At 68.1% G+C, this 15681-nt stretch carries 15 protein-coding genes and 1 riboswitch; of the genes, 10 read left to right on the forward strand and 5 right to left on the reverse strand.

The window, feature by feature from the left end; all coding sequences use genetic code 11:
• Positions 1 to 416, reverse strand: a 416-nt coding sequence (locus tag VN378_RS07315) for a DUF2239 family protein (protein WP_325742405.1), incomplete at its 3' end; no start/stop codon positions are given.
• 217 nt (positions 417 to 633) lie between these two features.
• Positions 634 to 1326: a TorF family putative porin gene (locus VN378_RS07320; protein WP_325742407.1), complete on the reverse strand. Its 693-nt coding sequence runs from the start codon at positions 1324 to 1326 to the stop codon at positions 634 to 636.
• Positions 1327 to 1456: 130 nt separating this feature from the next.
• Between VN378_RS07320 and VN378_RS07325 the strand changes: the two genes are divergently transcribed.
• Together VN378_RS07325 and VN378_RS07330 are read left to right on the forward strand one after the other, a co-directional pair.
• Positions 1457 to 3109 (forward strand): sensor histidine kinase, encoded by a 1653-nt coding sequence (locus tag VN378_RS07325; protein ID WP_325742409.1) that lies wholly within the window; start codon positions 1457 to 1459, stop codon positions 3107 to 3109.
• A 127-nt stretch (positions 3110 to 3236) separates the two neighbouring features.
• A complete protein-coding gene (locus VN378_RS07330) occupies positions 3237 to 3524 on the forward strand; it encodes a CsbD family protein (RefSeq protein ID WP_325742411.1) in 288 nt (95 codons plus the stop codon).
• 59 nt (positions 3525 to 3583) lie between these two features.
• Here VN378_RS07330 and clpA read toward each other — a convergent pair whose 3' ends face one another.
• Together clpA and clpS are read right to left on the reverse strand one after the other, a co-directional pair.
• A complete protein-coding gene (clpA, locus tag VN378_RS07335) occupies positions 3584 to 5896 on the reverse strand; it encodes an ATP-dependent Clp protease ATP-binding subunit ClpA (RefSeq protein WP_325742413.1) in 2313 nt (770 codons plus the stop codon).
• Between the two features lie 12 nt (positions 5897 to 5908).
• Positions 5909 to 6244 carry an ATP-dependent Clp protease adapter ClpS gene (gene clpS, locus VN378_RS07340; RefSeq protein ID WP_055832546.1) on the reverse strand — a complete coding sequence of 112 codons (336 nt, stop codon included), beginning with the start codon at positions 6242 to 6244 and terminating at the stop codon, positions 5909 to 5911.
• A 176-nt stretch (positions 6245 to 6420) separates the two neighbouring features.
• Here clpS and VN378_RS07345 point away from each other — a divergent pair, with 176 nt between their 5' ends.
• Positions 6421 to 6909 (forward strand): nuclear transport factor 2 family protein, encoded by a 489-nt coding sequence (locus VN378_RS07345; protein WP_325742416.1) that lies wholly within the window; start codon positions 6421 to 6423, stop codon positions 6907 to 6909.
• A 67-nt stretch (positions 6910 to 6976) separates the two neighbouring features.
• Here the strand turns inward: VN378_RS07345 and VN378_RS07350 are convergent, their stop codons facing one another.
• The gene (locus VN378_RS07350) at positions 6977 to 7480 is read right to left on the reverse strand and encodes a TIGR01841 family phasin (protein ID WP_325742418.1); all 504 of its coding nucleotides are present in this window, start codon (positions 7478 to 7480) and stop codon (positions 6977 to 6979) included.
• Positions 7481 to 7769: 289 nt separating this feature from the next.
• Here VN378_RS07350 and VN378_RS07355 point away from each other — a divergent pair, with 289 nt between their 5' ends.
• The 7 genes from VN378_RS07355 to VN378_RS07385 all read left to right on the forward strand — a co-directional run bounded on the left by VN378_RS07355 (position 7770) and on the right by VN378_RS07385 (position 15677).
• Positions 7770 to 9212, forward strand: a complete 1443-nt coding sequence (locus VN378_RS07355) for a serine hydrolase (protein WP_325742420.1) — start codon at positions 7770 to 7772, stop codon at positions 9210 to 9212.
• A gap of 206 nt (positions 9213 to 9418) precedes the next feature.
• Positions 9419 to 9808 carry a 30S ribosomal protein S6 gene (gene rpsF / locus VN378_RS07360; RefSeq protein WP_056615127.1) on the forward strand — a complete coding sequence of 130 codons (390 nt, stop codon included), beginning with the start codon at positions 9419 to 9421 and terminating at the stop codon, positions 9806 to 9808.
• Positions 9809 to 9820: 12 nt separating this feature from the next.
• Positions 9821 to 10096 (forward strand): 30S ribosomal protein S18, encoded by a 276-nt coding sequence (gene rpsR / locus VN378_RS07365; protein ID WP_325742423.1) that lies wholly within the window; start codon positions 9821 to 9823, stop codon positions 10094 to 10096.
• Between the two features lies 1 nt (position 10097).
• The gene (rplI, locus tag VN378_RS07370) at positions 10098 to 10682 is read left to right on the forward strand and encodes a 50S ribosomal protein L9 (protein WP_325742425.1); all 585 of its coding nucleotides are present in this window, start codon (positions 10098 to 10100) and stop codon (positions 10680 to 10682) included.
• Between the two features lie 109 nt (positions 10683 to 10791).
• A riboswitch (SAM riboswitch) is annotated at positions 10792 to 10902 on the forward strand.
• Positions 10903 to 11181: 279 nt separating this feature from the next.
• A complete protein-coding gene (locus VN378_RS07375) occupies positions 11182 to 13596 on the forward strand; it encodes a TonB-dependent receptor (RefSeq protein ID WP_325742427.1) in 2415 nt (804 codons plus the stop codon).
• Between the two features lie 94 nt (positions 13597 to 13690).
• Complete coding sequence (locus VN378_RS07380) at positions 13691 to 14068, forward strand: hypothetical protein (RefSeq protein ID WP_325742429.1); 378 nt, start codon at positions 13691 to 13693, stop codon at positions 14066 to 14068.
• Between the two features lie 118 nt (positions 14069 to 14186).
• Complete coding sequence (locus VN378_RS07385; RefSeq protein WP_325742431.1) at positions 14187 to 15677, forward strand: replicative DNA helicase; 1491 nt, start codon at positions 14187 to 14189, stop codon at positions 15675 to 15677.
• Positions 15678 to 15681 lie beyond the last annotated feature (4 nt).

Here is a 15681-nt window from a genome sequence, read left to right on the forward strand (position 1 = left end):
GTCATGAAGCGGTAGGTCGCGTCCTTCGCCTTGCGCGCCCGGTCCGGCCCCTCCGCCTCGCGCAAAGCCCCCTCGACCAGTTTGCGCAGGGCCACCGAGGCGCCGCCGGGCTGGGCGGACAGCCAGTCCCAGTGGCGGGGCAGCAGGGTCACCTCGCGCGCCGTGACGCCCAGCTTCGGCCGGCCCGGCCCGCGCTTCTCCGCCTCCGGCGCCGGGGTCAGCCGGGCCTTCGCCTCGTCCAGGGTCCCGCGCAGATCCAGATCCACGACCCGGCCGGTCGCCAGATCGACGACCAGCGGCGCCGCGTCGTCGGCGACCGCCGCCCGGACCTCCGCCAGCACCTCCCCCAGCGGCCCGCGGGCGATCAGACGATGGGACGAGAAGACGGCGACGGGCAGGTCTATCGAAGCGGACATGGCGGGACTCCGGGCCGGACGCGGTACGTCCGGTTCTGACGTAGGGGCGTCCTATCCTGCCGTCCGGGACAGGCCCGGACCGGAGACGCGGTGGATCGATTGCACTCTTCATGGAGCGGACGGAGCGGACTCTTCGGACTCTTCGGACTGTGTTTTTTCAACGCCGACACTATTTACCCGGATGATATCGCCCCGTCAATATCGCCCGGGTAAAATATCAGAAGCTGACGAACAGCCCCGCGACCGCCGCGCCCTCGTCGACGTCGCTGTCGACCCAGGCGAGGCTGATCTCGACCGGCCCCAGCGGCGCCCGCGCGCCCAGCGACCAGTCCGTCTTGCCGTCGGGCGCCCAGGCGCCCTCCTCCCGGCCCACCGTGGCCTCCAGCGCCACCGGCCAGGCCTCCGGCGCCAGGGCCGCCCCGGCCCAGACATAACGGTTGTCCTCATCCCCAAGCGCCGACTGCGCCGGGGCGAAGGCGGCGCCCAGGGTCCAGGTCCATGGGCCGACGGTACGCCCGGCCTGCACCGGTATCTCGACATAGGCCACCTCCGAGCCGCCGGGATACTGATAGGCCGCGACCCCCGCATCGACGTCGAAGCCCGCCAGCGCCCCGGCCCAGCCCCCGGTCAGGGTCACCTCGACCTCCGCCCCGTCGCCGTCCGCCCCGACGCCGTATTCCTCGATCGAGGAAACATAGACGTCGCCATAGAAGCCGCTCGCATGGCTGACGGTCGCCCCCGCCTGCAACGCAGGGTCGCCGCCCGACAGGGACGCGCCGCGCCAGCGATAGTCGGACACCACGCCCGCCATCGCCTCGACGGTCCAGCCCCTGTCCGCCGACTGCGCCAGCGCCGGCGCGCCGGACAGGGTCAGGGCGGCGAACAGAGTCGCCGGAATGATATAACGCATTGGAAGAGCTCCCCCTTTTGGAGCCCAATATGGGAGATGCGCCTTAAGCATCCGGGTCCAGATACGGTAAAGGAGAGGGTAACTACCTTCCGACACCGGACTTTATTGGTCCGCGGCGCAGCCTCGCATCATGTCGGGGAAGGTCACAACCACAGAGCGCAAGGACCTCAGGCGGATCGTCACGATCACGCTTGCGGCGCTCGCCATCGTGATCGCCGGCGCCGTTGGCCTGATGGCCTACGCCGCCGCCAGCGTCGACAGGGTGCAGACCGCCCGCGAGCAGCAGCTGGCCGAGGTCCGGGTCGCGCGCATGCTTGAGGACCTGACCGAGAACATCAACTCCTCGGCCATCTGGAACGACTCCGTCATCACCCTGGCGGGCGAGCCGGATCTGGAATGGCTGCAGATCAATTTCGGCGATTACTACGCCGACTTCATGGGTCACGCCGTGACCCTGGTCTACGACCGGCGCGGCGACCTGATCCTGGCCTCACGGGACAGCGAACCCGTCGCGCTGGCCAGCGAACAGGCGTTTGTCGATGCGGTCACGCCGCTGGTGGCCCAGGTGCGGCGCGAGTCGGACGCCAAACGCGACCGGCCCCGGGCGGCCTTCGAGGCCTCGGTCAACCGCACGGCCATCGTCCGCGCCGGCGCGGACATCTATCTGGTCGGCCTGGGCACGGTGGTGCCCGAAGACATGTCCACGCCCCGCCTGTCCACCGACCCGATCATCGTTTCCGCCAAGCCGATTTCCGTGCTGCTGGCCTCGCTGGAAAAGGATCTGGCGCTTCAGGCCCCGGCGCTCGCGGACGCCGACGCGCCCCGCGACGACCGCGGCGGCATCGTCCTGGAAGGCCCGGACGGCGCGCCCCTGACCCAGGTCCTGTGGACGCCTGCAGACCCCGGCCGGTCGGTGCTCCTCGGCGCGGCTCCGGTCATCGGGGCCGTCATCCTTCTGCTGGCCGCCGTCGCCGTCGCCCTGTTTTTCCGCATCAGCCGCATCGTCCGACGGCTGGAAGAAAACGAGGAGGCCCTGACCGATGCGCGCGACCGGGCCGAAGCCGCCAACGGCGCCAAGAGCCGCTTCCTGGCGGTCATGAGCCACGAGTTGCGCACGCCCCTGAACGGCGTCCTGGGCATGGCCCAGGTCCTGGCCATGGGGAACCTCGACGCCAAACAACGCAGCCAGCTCGGCGTGCTGCAGCAGTCCGGCGAAAGCCTGCTGGAACTGATCGAACGCATCCTGACCGTGGCCCGGCTGGAAAAGGGAGAACTGGTCTCCCAGCCTGCGGGCGTCGATGTCGGGGTTCTCATCGAAGCGATCGCGGCCGAACATCGGCCCGCCGCCGACGCGGCCGGTCTGGCGCTGGAAACGGTCGTCGACAGCGCCGTCAACGGGGTCTGGCGGCTGGATGGCGGCTACGTCCGGCAGGCGTTGAACCATCTGCTGGACAACGCCATCCGGCACACGTCTCGCGGCGCGATACGGCTTGAGTCCCGTGCGACCGGCAAGGGACTCGAGTTTCGCATCATCGACACCGGCGTCGGCATCGCGCCGGAGCGGCTGCCCGACCTGTTCGGCAAATTCGTCCAGGCGGACGACTCGTCCACCCGGTCCAAGGAAGGAGCCGGCGTCGGCCTGACCCTGGCCCGCGGGCTGGTCGAAGCCATGGGCGGGACCGTCCGCGCCATGAGCACGCCGGGCCTTGGTTCGACCTTCGTGATCGACCTGCCCGCCGAGCGGGTCCAGGTCCCGCGCCAGTCCGAGCGCCAGGCCGCCTGACGCATCCGTCCGATCCGAAAGATTGGCCTTGCGGCAGGAACCTGCGGCCCCGACATGCACTACCGCAGCAGGCCTCCCCGCCCAGTTCCCAGCCAAGGATTCCGCATCATGACCGACCAACGCATCGATGGCGCCGCCGACGCCGCAACCGGCCCAGGCCCAGGCCGGCCTGGGCCGGCTGACCGGCGACAGCAAGCTTCAGTTCGAGGGCCGGTTCAACGAGGTCAAGGGCAAGGCCAGGGACGCCTACGGCCGCGTCATCGACGGGCTGGACGGCCTGGTCGAGAAGGCGCCCGCCCAGTACCATGAGAGCGCCCGCAAGGGTCTGGACTTCGCCCGCCGCAAGCCGCTGCTGACCACCGGCATCGTCGCCGGCCTGGCCATCCTGCTGGGCGGCGTCGGCCGCCGCCGCTAGGCCACTTCGGCTTCAGACGGACAGAAGGCCCGGGCGTCGCCGCCCGGGCCTTCTGCGTGTCAGTCCGCGGCCTGGGCCTCGACCGCCTTGACCTGGGCGGCGTTGGGGCCGGCGATGTCGAAGGCGATCTTGCCGTCGGTCAGGGTCACCTTCACATGGCCGCCGCGGGTCAGGCGTCCGAACAGGATGTCGTCGGCCAGCGGCTTCTTGATGTGCTCCTGGATGACCCGGGCCAGGGGCCGCGCGCCATACAGTTCGTCGAAGCCGTTCTTGGCCAGCCAGTCGGCCGCCTCGTCGGTCAGTTCGATGGTGATGTTCCGGTCCGCCAGCTGGGCCTCCAGCTGGATGATGAATTTGGTCACCACCGACTTGATCGTCCCGGCGTCCAGCGCCTTGAAGGCGACGATGGCGTCCAGGCGGTTGCGGAACTCCGGCGCGAACAGGCGCTGAATGGCCTTTTCGTCCTCGCCCTCGACCTTGCCCCGGCCGAAGCCGATGGAGGCGCGGGCGTTGTCGGCCGCACCGGCGTTGGTGGTCATGATCAGGATGGTGTTCCTGAAATCGACCTTCTTGCCGACCGCGTCGGTCAGCATGCCGTTGTCCATCACCTGCAGCAGGATGTTGTAGACGTCGGGGTGGGCCTTCTCGATCTCGTCGAGCAGGACCACGGCGTGCGGATGCTGGTCGACGGCGTCGGTCAGCAGGCCGCCCTGGTCATGGCCGACATAGCCCGGAGGCGCGCCGATCAGACGGCTGACGGTGTGCCGCTCCATGTATTCCGACATGTCGAAACGCAGCATCTCGATGCCCAGGGTCGAGGCCAACTGTTTGGCCACCTCGGTCTTGCCGACGCCGGTCGGGCCGCTGAACAGGAAGGCGCCGATCGGCTTCTGCGGGTCGCGCAGGCCGGCGCGGGCCAGTTTCATGGCCGCCGAGACCTGTTCGATCGCCGATTGCTGGCCGAAGACGACGCGGTTCAGGTCGGTTTCGAGCTGGCGCAGGCCCTCGGTGTCGGACTTGGAGACCGACTTGGCCGGGATGCGGGCCATGCGGGCGATGACGACCTCGACCTCCTTCTGGCCGATGACCTTCTTGCGCTTCGACTCGGGCAGCAGCATCTGGCTGGCGCCCGCCTCGTCGATGACGTCGATCGCCTTGTCCGGCAGTTTGCGGTCGGTCATGTAGCGGGCCGACAGCTCGACCGCCGTGCGCAGGGCCGCATCGGTGTAGCGGACCTTGTGGTGGCCTTCGTAGGAGGTCTTGAGACCCTTGAGGATCTTGATCGTGTCCTCGACCGTCGGCTCGTTGACGTCGATCTTCTGGAAGCGGCGGGCCAGGGCCCGGTCCTTCTCGAAATGCTGGCGGTACTCCTTGTAGGTGGTGGAGCCCATGCAGCGCAGCGAGCCCGAGGCCAGGGCCGGCTTCAGCAGGTTGGAGGCGTCCATGGCCCCGCCCGAGGTGGCGCCGGCGCCGATCACCGTATGGATCTCGTCGATGAACAGGATGGCGTTGTCGTGCGTCTCCAGCTCCTTGACGACCTGTTTCAGCCGTTCCTCGAAGTCGCCGCGATAGCGGGTGCCGGCCAGCAGCGCCCCCATGTCGAGGCTGTAGATGGTGGCGCCTTCCAGCACCTCCGGGACTTCGTGGTTGACGATCTTGCGGGCCAGGCCCTCGGCGATGGCGGTCTTGCCGACGCCGGGGTCGCCAACCAGAAGGGGGTTGTTCTTGGTCCGGCGGCACAGGATCTGGATCGCCCGCTCGACCTCGGCGTGACGGCCGATCAGGGGGTCGATCTTGCCATTGCGCGACTTCTCGTTGAGGTCGACGCAATAGGCCTCCAGCGCCTCTCCACCGGTCTTGGCGGCGGCCGCGTCGTCGGCGTCCTCGGGGGACGCTCCGGTCTTGGCCGGACGCGTCTCGCCGGAGCCGCCGGCCTTCTTGGCGATGCCGTGGGCGATGTAGTTGACCGCGTCATAGCGGGTCATGTCCTGCTCCTGCAGGAAGTAGGCGGCGTGGCTTTCGCGCTCGCTGAAGATGGCGACCAGCACATTGGCGCCCGTGACCTCCTCGCGGCCCGAGCTCTGGACATGGATCACGGCGCGCTGGATCACGCGCTGGAAGCCGGCCGTGGGCTTGGCGTCCTCGCCGTCGCTGGTGGCGAGCGCCGCCAGGTCGGTGTCGACATACAGGGTCAGGGCGGCCTTGAGGTTCACAAGGTCGACGTTGCAGGCGGTCATCACATTGGCCGCGTCGGGGTCGTCTATGAGGGCCAGCAGCAGGTGCTCGAGCGTGGCGTACTCATGCCGGCGCTCGTTGGCGTAGTGCACCGCGCGGTGCAGGGTCTCTTCGAGAGGACGAGAAAACGAGGGCATGGACAGATCCTCTCAGTCTTTTTCCATCGTGCATTGCAGGGGGTGCTGGTGGCGGCGGGCGGTCTCGATCACCTGTGCGACCTTGGTTTCGGCCACCTCGTAGGTGAAGACGCCGCAGACCCCGACTCCATGCTGATGCACATGCAGCATGATGCGAGTCGCGGCCTCGCGGTCCTTCTGAAAGAACCGCTCCAGCACATAGACGACGAATTCCATCGGCGTGTAGTCGTCGTTCAGGATCAGAACCCGGTACAGCGAGGGCTTCTGAAGTTTCGGCTTGGTCTCGGTGACGGTGGCGGCGCCGAGGCCTCCATCGTTCTGTTCACCTGGCCTGCGTGACGGCGGCATTCGTGGTCCAGTTTGGGGAGTGGATCGAGTAGATGGGGAATGATGGGCTGATTTGTAGAGGCGTCCAGTCACAGCTTGCGTGACGGGGGCGGATGGCCAAAGATTCACGGGACTTGGGGTCTTCCGGGGCACAGGCTCGTCCTGACCGTCCGCGCGACGCCGGAACCGAAAGACCCATGACCCTTCCCGCCCTGCTGGCCGCTCTCGCCATCCTCCAGACGCCGGCCACCGTCATTCCGGACCAGCCCCTGCTGGACGAGACGATCGCCGCACGCGACACGGCCCTGTTCTCGGTGATGTTCGACCAGTGCGATCCGGCCGCGCTGGCTGACCTGGTCACCGACGATCTGGAATTCTATCACGACCAGGCCGGTCTGATAGCCACCCGCGCCGCCTTCGTGGAGGACTATCGGCGTGGCTGCGAAGCCCGGAAGACCCCCGACGCCTTCCGGTCACGGCGCGAGTTGGTGGCGGGATCGATGCGGGTCTACGCCATCCCCGGTATCGGCGCCGTCGAGGAAGGCAGCCACGTCTTCTATGAGCGTCAGGGTGACGGGCCGGAGAAACTGGTCGGCCGGGCCCGGTTCTCGGTGCTGTGGAAGCTGGACGACGGTGTCTGGCGTCTGTCCCGCGCGTTCAGCATCGACCACGCCGCGGCGGAATAGCGGACAGCAAAAAGGCCCCGGCGGAAACGCCGGGGCCTTTCGCTTACGCTTACTGTCGTTCAGGCGCTTAGCGGGCGGCCTGGAACTTTTCGACCGAGGCGGTGACGCGCTCGTTGATCGGCTTGAAGCTGTCCTTGACCGAGGCGGTCACGATGTCCGTGGCCTTGGTGACTTCGGCCAGCCAGGCTTCGCTCGCCGACTTGGCCCAGGTCGTCTGCAGCTCGAGCAGTTCCTGGATCGAACGGGCCTGCGACATCGACTGGGCGGCGGCGACGCCGTCTTCCCAGGACTTCTTGGTGAAGGCGGCGGTTTGGGCCGACAGGGTCTCGACGCCCTTCTGGGCGGCGGCGGCCGAGGCGACCAGGGCTTCCAGGTTCTGCTTGCCCTGGGCGTTCAGCTCGCTGAGGCCGGCGGCCGACTTGTCGGCGACTTCACGGAAGGCCTTGGCGCCGGCGGCTTGCGCCTGTTCGGCATTGGCCTGGAACGTGGCCTGGGCCTTCTCGGCCGAAGCCTTGACGGTGTTGGCGGCGGTTTCGACGGTCTTCTTCACGGTTTCGGCGCTGTCGGCCATGGTATCTCTCCTGAACCAGTCGCGGCTGGGCCGCTTTTATGATTTTTCCCGCGGCAGGCGATTCCACCGCGACGACGCTCATATGGTGCAAGTGCGAAGTCAGGTCAAGGGATTTTGTGCACTGCACAATAAGTTCACACGAGCCCGAAACCGCCTGACGCGCGAAGCCGCTTCACAAATCCGTTGACGGCTTGTTTACCCTCACGAAACCCCGATGACGCATGTTAGCCTTTCGTCAGCGTCGCGTGGTGGGGCCGCCGTCGCGCTAAAGTCTTTGTGAGGCCTGCCTTTGTCGATCTCCGCCCTGATCCGCCGTGGATGGCTGTCGCTGGTGCTGGTGGCCGCCCTGGCCCTGACGCCGACGACCGCCCCGCTGGTCGCCCAGTCCTCGGACAACGCCCGTTACGCCGCCATCGTCGTGGACGCGGAGTCCGGCGAGGTGCTGTTTTCCCGGTATGCCGACAGCCGCCGCTTTCCCGCCTCCATCACCAAGGTGATGACGCTGTATCTGACCTTCGAGGCCCTGAGCGAGGGCAAGGTCAAGCTGGACGACGTCCTGACCGTTTCCTCCCACGCCGCCAGCCAGCCGCCGTCCAAACTGGGCCTCGGCGCCGGCGAGACGATCAGCCTCGACAATGCCATGCGCGCCACCGCCGTACGCAGCGCCAATGACATGGCCGTCGCCATCGCCGAACATATCGGCGGCTCCGAGAGCCGGTTCGCCGCCCGGATGACGCAGAAGGCCCGCGAGCTGGGCATGACCCAGACCCAGTACGTCAACGCCAACGGCCTGCCGGACAGCCGGCAGATCACCTCGGCCCGCGACCTGGCCGTCCTGGCCCGCGCCGTGATGCGGGACTATCCGCAGTACTACCGCTATTTCGGCCTGCACGACTGGGCCTACAACGGCCGCGAATACCGCAACACCAACGGCCTGCTGCGCGGCGGCAATGGCTATGACGGCATGAAGACCGGCTACACCAACGCCTCGGGCTACAACCTCGCGGCCTCGTCCGTGCGCGACGGCAGGCGGCTGATCACCATCGTGCTGGGCGGCCGCTCGACCGCCAGCCGCAACGCCCATGTGGCCGCCCTGATGGACACCGGCTTCGACGTCGAACGCGCCCGCGCCCGCGGGGAGACCATCCAGATCGCCCAGACCTTCTTCGAGTCCCGCGGCTTCGGCATCGGCCAGGAGAATTCCGGACCGGTGGAATACGCCTCGGTCGCCGACAGCGAGGATGCCGAGGCGGGCGTGGGATCCAGCGCGTCGGCCCCGGGCGGCGTCGCCTATGTCTCCTTGCCCGCGACCCCGCCGACGCCGGCCCGGGTGACGCCCGCGCCTTCGGAACGCTCCGTCGCCACCCTGCTCCGGGCCGAGGCCGGGCCTGCCGATCTGACGGCTTCCCTGAACGGAGCCTCGGGTTCCACGCCCGCCCGCGCCGCGCCGCCGCCCGCCCGTGCAGCCGCCCGCCCGCCGGCGCGAACGCCTGCGGGAGCCTGGTCGGTGCAGGTCGGCGCCTTCCGCGACGAGGCGGTGGCCCGGGACTGGCTGACCGAGGTCAACCGCCGCTTCCGGACCCAGTTCACGGCCGCCGAACGGACGGTCCAGAACGCCGAGGGCTGGTACCGCTCGCGCTTCACCGGCATGACCGAACAGGCCGCCCAGGGCGCCTGCGCGGCCCTCGCCGAGCGCCGGGTCACCTGCATGGTCGTCCGTCCCCAGGGATAGGGCCGCCCGCCCCCGGCGCCCTGGCCAACGCGAGCCTTGCTCACCCGGCCCTTTTCCCCTATACGCGCCGCCTTTCCAGGGCTTCGGTCCCGGCTGCGGAGCTCCAAAGGGTTCGGGAAGTCATCCCGGCCGCCGCGCCAGGATCCATCGTGGGAGAGGACTTACCCGGTCCCCTCGCGCCGACGCCCTACAAGGGAGACTACCGCATGGCTCTTTACGAGCACACGGTCATGTCGCGCCAGGATATCAGCGCGCAACAGGCCGAAGCGCTGAACGACACCATCAAGGGCTTGATCGAAGCCGGCGGCGGCACCGTCGCCAAGATCGAGTACTGGGGTCTGCGCAACCTGACCTATCGGGTCAAGAAGAACCGCAAGGCGCACTATTCGCTGCTCGCCGTCGACTGCCCGCCTGCCGCCATGGCCGAGGTGGAACGTCAGCTGTCGATCAACGAGGACGTGCTGCGCTGGCTGACCGTCCGCGTCGAGGAACTCGACCTGGAGCTGTCGCCCCTGCTGGCCCGCCGCGAGCGCGAGCGCGAACGTGAACGCGAGCGTACGCCGCGTGACGACGCCGCCGCCGAAGCAACCTTCTAAAGGAACCGGAACATGACCGATACGACTGCCCCATCGCCGGGTGCGCCGGCCGGCTCCGGCCCGGCCCGCCGCCCCTTCTACCGCCGCCGCAAGGTGTGCCCGTTCTCCGGCCCCAATGCGCCGAAGATCGACTACAAGGACGTGAAACTGCTGCAACGCTACATCAGCGAACGCGGCAAGATCGTGCCTTCGCGCATCACGGCCGTTTCCCAGATCAAGCAACGCGAACTGGCCAAGGCCATCAAGCGCGCCCGCTATCTGGCCCTCCTGCCCTATGTGGTGAAGTAAGATGAAGGTCGTTCTGCTTGAACGCGTCGAGAATCTCGGCGCCATCGGCGACGTCGTGTCCGTCAAGGACGGCTTCGCCCGTAACTTCCTTCTGCCGCGCGACAAGGCCCGTCGGGCCACGTCGGCGAACCTGAAGGCGTTCGAACTCGACCGCGCCGCCATCGAGGCCCGCAACGAGAAGAACAAGGCCGACGCCGGCTCGATCGGCTCCAAGATCGACGGCCAGACCTATGTCATGATCCGGCAAGCCGGCGAGACGGGTCAGCTGTATGGTTCGGTCGCCGCGCGCGACATCGTCGAGGCCGTCACGGCCGAAGGCGGCAAGGTCGAGCGCAGCCAGATCGTGCTCAACACCCCGATCAAGACGCTGGGCGTTCACGAGATCACCGTGCGTCTGCACGCGGAAGTCTCGGCCACGGTGAAGATCAACATCGCCCGCTCGGCCGACGAAGCCGAACGTCAGGCGAAGGGCGAGGACGTGATCAAGGCCGCCTATGACGAGGACCGCGAACTGGCCCTCGAACAGGCCAAGGACATGGTCGCCGGCGGCGCCGGCCAGCAGGACGGTCTCGGTTCGGAAGCCTGAACCACCGACTGATGCCAGAAAGTCACGGCGGCGCAGGGGCGACCCTGCGCCGCCGAACTTTTTTCCGACACGGACTTGATCCGTTTATGCCGCATCGCAATATCGACACTGCTCATCGAGACCGGCTGAGGGATAGGCCCTTTGACGCCGGGGCAACCTGCGGATTTCCGTAAGGTGCCAACTCCTTCGGGACCCCTCCCCGGGTCGCGGCAGATGAGAGGACGGGCGGAGCCCGGACTCCCTTCATCTGTCACCGAAGCGGTTCCCGACAAGAGCGGGAGACGACCATGCGTGACCGCACGCCCTGCCCCCTGACCGCCCTCGCCGCCGGCCTGCGCGCGCGTTGCACCGGTCCGATGCGATGTCGACGTCCGCTGTAACCGGCTGATCGTCCCCCGGCCCCCGCGCCGGACCTGAAACTCCACAATCGCAAGATCCGACACCGGTGATCGCCGTGCGCGACGCCGTGCGGAAACCTGCGTCTCATCGAGAACCAGACATGACCCGAACCTCCTTCCGCCTCGCCCTCTCCGCGGCCGTCTCGGCCTCCGCCCTGCTCGCCGGCGCCGCCTCGGCCCAGACAGCGCCGCAACCCACGCCCCGCGACGACGTCAGCGTCATCGACGAGGTCGTCGTCACCGGCACCCGTACGCCCAACCGCTCGCGGCTGGACACGCTGTCGCCGGTCGATGTCGTGACCTCCGAAGACCTCCAGAACCGCGGCACGACCGAGCTCGCGGCCGCCCTGGCCCAGGCCGTCCCTTCGCTGACCTTCCAGCGGCCCTCCGTGGTCGACGGGACGGACTCCATCCGCCCGGCCACCCTGAGGGGCCTGTCGCCCGACCAGACGCTGGTGCTGGTCAATGGAACGCGCCGCCACGCCTCGGCGCTGGTCAACGTCAACGGCTCGGTCGGACGCGGCTCGGCCGCCGTGGATCTGAACACCATCCCGACCGGAGCGCTGGACCGCATCGAGGTGCTGCGCGACGGGGCCTCGGCCCAGTACGGCTCGGACGCCATCGCCGGGGTCGTCAACCTGCGCCTGCGCGAGGCCTCCAGCGGCGGCGGCGCCACCTTCACAGCCGGCCAGTACTACACCACCGTCGACACGGCGCGGGCGGGAGGCCGCGACGTGGAAGACGGAACCACGCTGACCGCTTCGGGCTGGCAGGGTTTCGGTCTGGGGGCGGACGGCTTCCTGACCCTCAGCGCCGAATATCTGCAGCGCGATCCGACCAACCGCGCCGACGTCGATCCACGCGTCACCCCCAACGCCGTCACCGCCCGCTTCGGCGATCCGGAGGTCGAGCAGTGGACGGTCTTCGCCAATGCCGGCCTGCCGCTCGGCCATGGCTGGGAGGCCTATGGCTGGGCGGGCTACCAGGACCGCGACAGCGAAAGCGCGGCCTTCCCGCGTCTGGCCAACAACACGAACAACGTCGCCGCCATTTATTCCAACGGCTTCCTGCCGAAGATCGCCATCAATTCCCGGGACCTGTCCCTGGCCGGCGGCGTGCGCGGCGACCTGGGCGGATGGCAGGCCGACGTCAACCTGGTGTACGGCCGCAACGCCCTGGATTTCCGCACCGAGGAATCCCTGAACGCGACCTATGGCGCGGCCTCCCCGACCAGTTTCGATTCCGGCTCCCTGATCTATGACCAGCTGGTCCTGGGCGTCGATTTCAGCCGTCAGTACGAGATCGGCCTGTACGCCCCCGTCAACGTCGCCGCCGGACTGGAGGCCCGCCGCGAGACCTATGAGATTCAGGCGGGTCAGCCGGAATCCTGGAATCGCGGGCCTCTGGGCGGGAACACGGCCCTCGCCGGGGGCGCCCAGGGCTTCGTGGGCTTCCAGCCGTCCAACGAGGTGGACGAGGACCGCACCGCCGTCGGGGTCTATCTGGACGTCGAGGCGCCGGTGACCGAACAGTTCACCGTCGCGGGCGCGGTCAGGTTCGAGGACTATTCCGACTTCGGAAACTCGACCACGGGCAAGGTTTCGGCCCGCTACGACTTCACCCCGGCCTTCGCCCTGCGCGGTTCGGTCTCGACCGGCTTCCGGGCGCCATCGCTGCAGCAGTCGTACTTCACCTCGACCGCCTCGGTGATCCAGAACGGCGCGGTGGTCGAGACCGGCACCTTCCCGGCCACCAGCCCCGTCGCCGTCGTGCTGGGCGCCCAGCCGCTGGATGCCGAGACCTCGACCAACTACACCCTCGGCGCCGTCATCCGGCTGGGCGATTTCGACCTGACGGTCGACGCCTACCAGATCGATATCGAGGACCAGATCGTCCTGTCCGAGAACATCAATCGCAGCTTCAGCCCCCAGGTCGCGTCGCTGCTGGATCCGCTCGGCATCCAGGCGGCGCGCTTCTTCCTGAACGGCGTCGACACCACCACGAAGGGCATCGACGTGGTCGGCCGCTATCGTCTGGGCACGGAAGCCTACGGGGATTTCAACTTCACCGTGGCGGCCAATTTCAACGACGTCGAGGTCACCCGGATCCCGACCTCGTCGTCGGTGCTCAACCCCGTGCCGCCGCTGTTCGCGCGCAGCCGGATCGAGACCATCCAGCAGGGCACGCCGGATACCAAGGTCTCGGGCAACGCCGACTGGAGCTACGGGAAATGGGGCCTGACGGCGCGGGCCACCTACTATGGCGACGTGCTGCAGCCTGGCTCGACCGCGGCTACGGACTACGCCACCGGCGAGAAGACGGTCTTCGACTTCGAAGGCCGGTTCCAGCCCAATGAGCGGGTCACGGTGGCGCTGGGCGTCGACAACGCCTTCGACGAATATCCCGACGCCGTGCCCGCCGCCCTGAACGCCAACGGGGTGCTGGGCTTCCCCTTCTATTCGCCGTTCGGCTTCAACGGGCGCTTCGTCTACGCCCGCATCGGCCTCAACTGGTGACCCCGGCGGCGCGGGCGGTTTCGCCGTCCGCGCCGGCGACCGTTGTTTCGCCACGAATTCCCGATCATTCTGCGTGTCTCGCGGAGGGGAAGACATGACACGCATCATCCTGATCGCCGGCCTCGCCCTGGTCATGGCGGCCGGTTCGGCGGCGGCCCAGTCGGGCATGACGCTGGACGCCTTCGTCACACGCGCGAACCGGATTCCGCTCAATCCAACGGCCATGCTGCGCCCCGACGCGCATCGCCTGAAGGGCGAGGCCGAACGGGCGTTTCGTACGGTCGGGAGCGAGATCGAGACGGCACGCACCGCAGGGCGGACTCCGCCGGCCTGTCCCCCCGCGCAGATCAATCTGAACGTGCGCCAGATGCTGGACTTCCTGAACGGCATCCCCCAGCCCCGCCGCCAGCGCATGACCGTCACCGACGGCATCCGCAGTTGGATGGCCTCGCGATATCCGTGCGGCGCCTGAGCCGTTAACTGATCCGGTTACGGAATTCGCCGTCGTCCACAGCGGCTCGAATCTGTCCCCGTCGAAGGCTACGTCCAAACGTGTCGTAGCCCGCGCGCATGGGTAAGACATGAGCCCCATGAACGCCTTCGCACCGCTCGCCTTCCCGGGTCCTTCCGACTCGGGGTCCATCCCGTCCATGCCGCACAACCTCGAGGCGGAGCAGGCCCTGCTGGGCTCGCTGATGTTCGACAATGCGGTGTTCGAACGGCTCAGCGACCGGCTGCGCGGCGGCCATTTCCATGAGCCCTTCCACCAGCGCCTGTACGAGGCGATCGAGGATCATATCCGTCAGGGCATGCTGGCCGAGCCGACCATACTGATGGAGCGGTTCAAACAGGACCCCGCCTTCCAGGAGTTCGGCGGCCTGCGCTATCTCGCCGACCTGGTCGACCGCGCCCCGCCGGCGGCCAACGCCCCCGACTACGCCCGCGTCGTCTACGACCTGGCCCTGCGCCGCGACCTGATCCGCATCGGCGGCGAGATCGTCCGCGAGGCGCCCCAGCCCGAAACCGCCGCCATCGACCAGATCGAACAGGCGGAGCAGCGGCTCTACACCCTGGCCGAAACGGGCAAGCCTTCGTCGGGCTTCGTCAGCTTCTCCAGCGCCCTGTCCGGCGCCGTGCAGATGGCGGCCGAGGCCTATCAGCGCGACGGCAAGCTGGCCGGTCTGGCCACCCATCTGGACGATCTGGACGCCAAGCTGGGCGGCCTGCACCCCTCCGACCTTCTGGTCCTGGCCGGCCGTCCGTCGATGGGCAAGACGGCGCTGGCGACCAACATCGCCTTCAACGTGGCCCGCAACTACCGCTGGGAGCCGACGCCGGAGGGCCGCAAGACCGTCAGCGGCGGCGTCGTGGCCTTCTACAGCCTGGAAATGAGCGCCGAACAGCTGGCGATGCGGATCCTGGCCGACGCATCGGGCGTGTCGTCGGACAAGCTGCGCAAGGGCGAGATCGACGCCGCCGACTTCGGCCGCATCCGCGAGGCGGCCATCGAAATCGGCGAAAGCCCGCTGTTCATCGACGCCACCGGCGGCCTGTCGATCTCCAAGCTGGCCGCGCGCGCGCGCCGCCTGAAGCGGCAGGAGCACGGGCTGGACCTGATCATCGTCGACTATCTTCAGCTGATCACCACGGGCGAGAGCAACAACCAGAAGAACCGGGTGCAGGAGGTGTCGGAAATCACCGGCGCCCTGAAGGCCCTGGCCAAGGAGCTGAGCGTGCCGATCCTGGCCCTGTCGCAGCTGTCGCGTCAGGTCGAGCAGCGCGAGGACAAGCGGCCCCAGCTGTCCGACCTGCGGGAATCCGGCTCGATCGAGCAGGACGCCGACTGCGTCATGTTCGTCTATCGCGAGAGCTACTACCTGGGCCGCGCCGAACCGCGCGAGGGCTCGCCCGAACACCTGCAGTGGCAGGAGGACATGGACCGCCTGGAGCACCAGGCCGAGGTCGTCATCGGCAAGCAGCGCCACGGCCCGATCGGCATCATCAAGCTGAGCTTCGACGCCAATACCACCAAGTTCGGCAATCTGGCCCAGGGGCAAAGGTACGACAACTACGGCGACTGACGAG

This window comes from Brevundimonas sp., from assembly GCF_035561115.1.
GTDB lineage: Bacteria > Pseudomonadota > Alphaproteobacteria > Caulobacterales > Caulobacteraceae > Brevundimonas.

Coding starts and splice junctions, on each gene's coding strand:
- rplI (WP_325742425.1), top strand. CDS start 10,098: ATGAAGGTCGTTCTGCTTGAACGCGTCGAGAATCTCGGCGCCATCGGC.
- clpS (WP_055832546.1), bottom strand. CDS start 6,244: ATGCCGCCGTCACGCAGGCCAGGTGAACAGAACGATGGAGGCCTCGGC.
- VN378_RS07350 (WP_325742418.1), bottom strand. CDS start 7,480: ATGGCCGACAGCGCCGAAACCGTGAAGAAGACCGTCGAAACCGCCGCC.
- VN378_RS07380 (WP_325742429.1), top strand. CDS start 13,691: ATGACACGCATCATCCTGATCGCCGGCCTCGCCCTGGTCATGGCGGCC.
- rpsF (WP_056615127.1), top strand. CDS start 9,419: ATGGCTCTTTACGAGCACACGGTCATGTCGCGCCAGGATATCAGCGCG.
- VN378_RS07330 (WP_325742411.1), top strand. CDS start 3,237: ATGGCGCCGCCGACGCCGCAACCGGCCCAGGCCCAGGCCGGCCTGGGC.
- VN378_RS07345 (WP_325742416.1), top strand. CDS start 6,421: ATGACCCTTCCCGCCCTGCTGGCCGCTCTCGCCATCCTCCAGACGCCG.
- clpA (WP_325742413.1), bottom strand. CDS start 5,896: ATGCCCTCGTTTTCTCGTCCTCTCGAAGAGACCCTGCACCGCGCGGTG.
- VN378_RS07320 (WP_325742407.1), bottom strand. CDS start 1,326: ATGCGTTATATCATTCCGGCGACTCTGTTCGCCGCCCTGACCCTGTCC.
- VN378_RS07375 (WP_325742427.1), top strand. CDS start 11,182: ATGACCCGAACCTCCTTCCGCCTCGCCCTCTCCGCGGCCGTCTCGGCC.
- rpsR (WP_325742423.1), top strand. CDS start 9,821: ATGACCGATACGACTGCCCCATCGCCGGGTGCGCCGGCCGGCTCCGGC.
- VN378_RS07325 (WP_325742409.1), top strand. CDS start 1,457: ATGTCGGGGAAGGTCACAACCACAGAGCGCAAGGACCTCAGGCGGATC.
- VN378_RS07385 (WP_325742431.1), top strand. CDS start 14,187: ATGAACGCCTTCGCACCGCTCGCCTTCCCGGGTCCTTCCGACTCGGGG.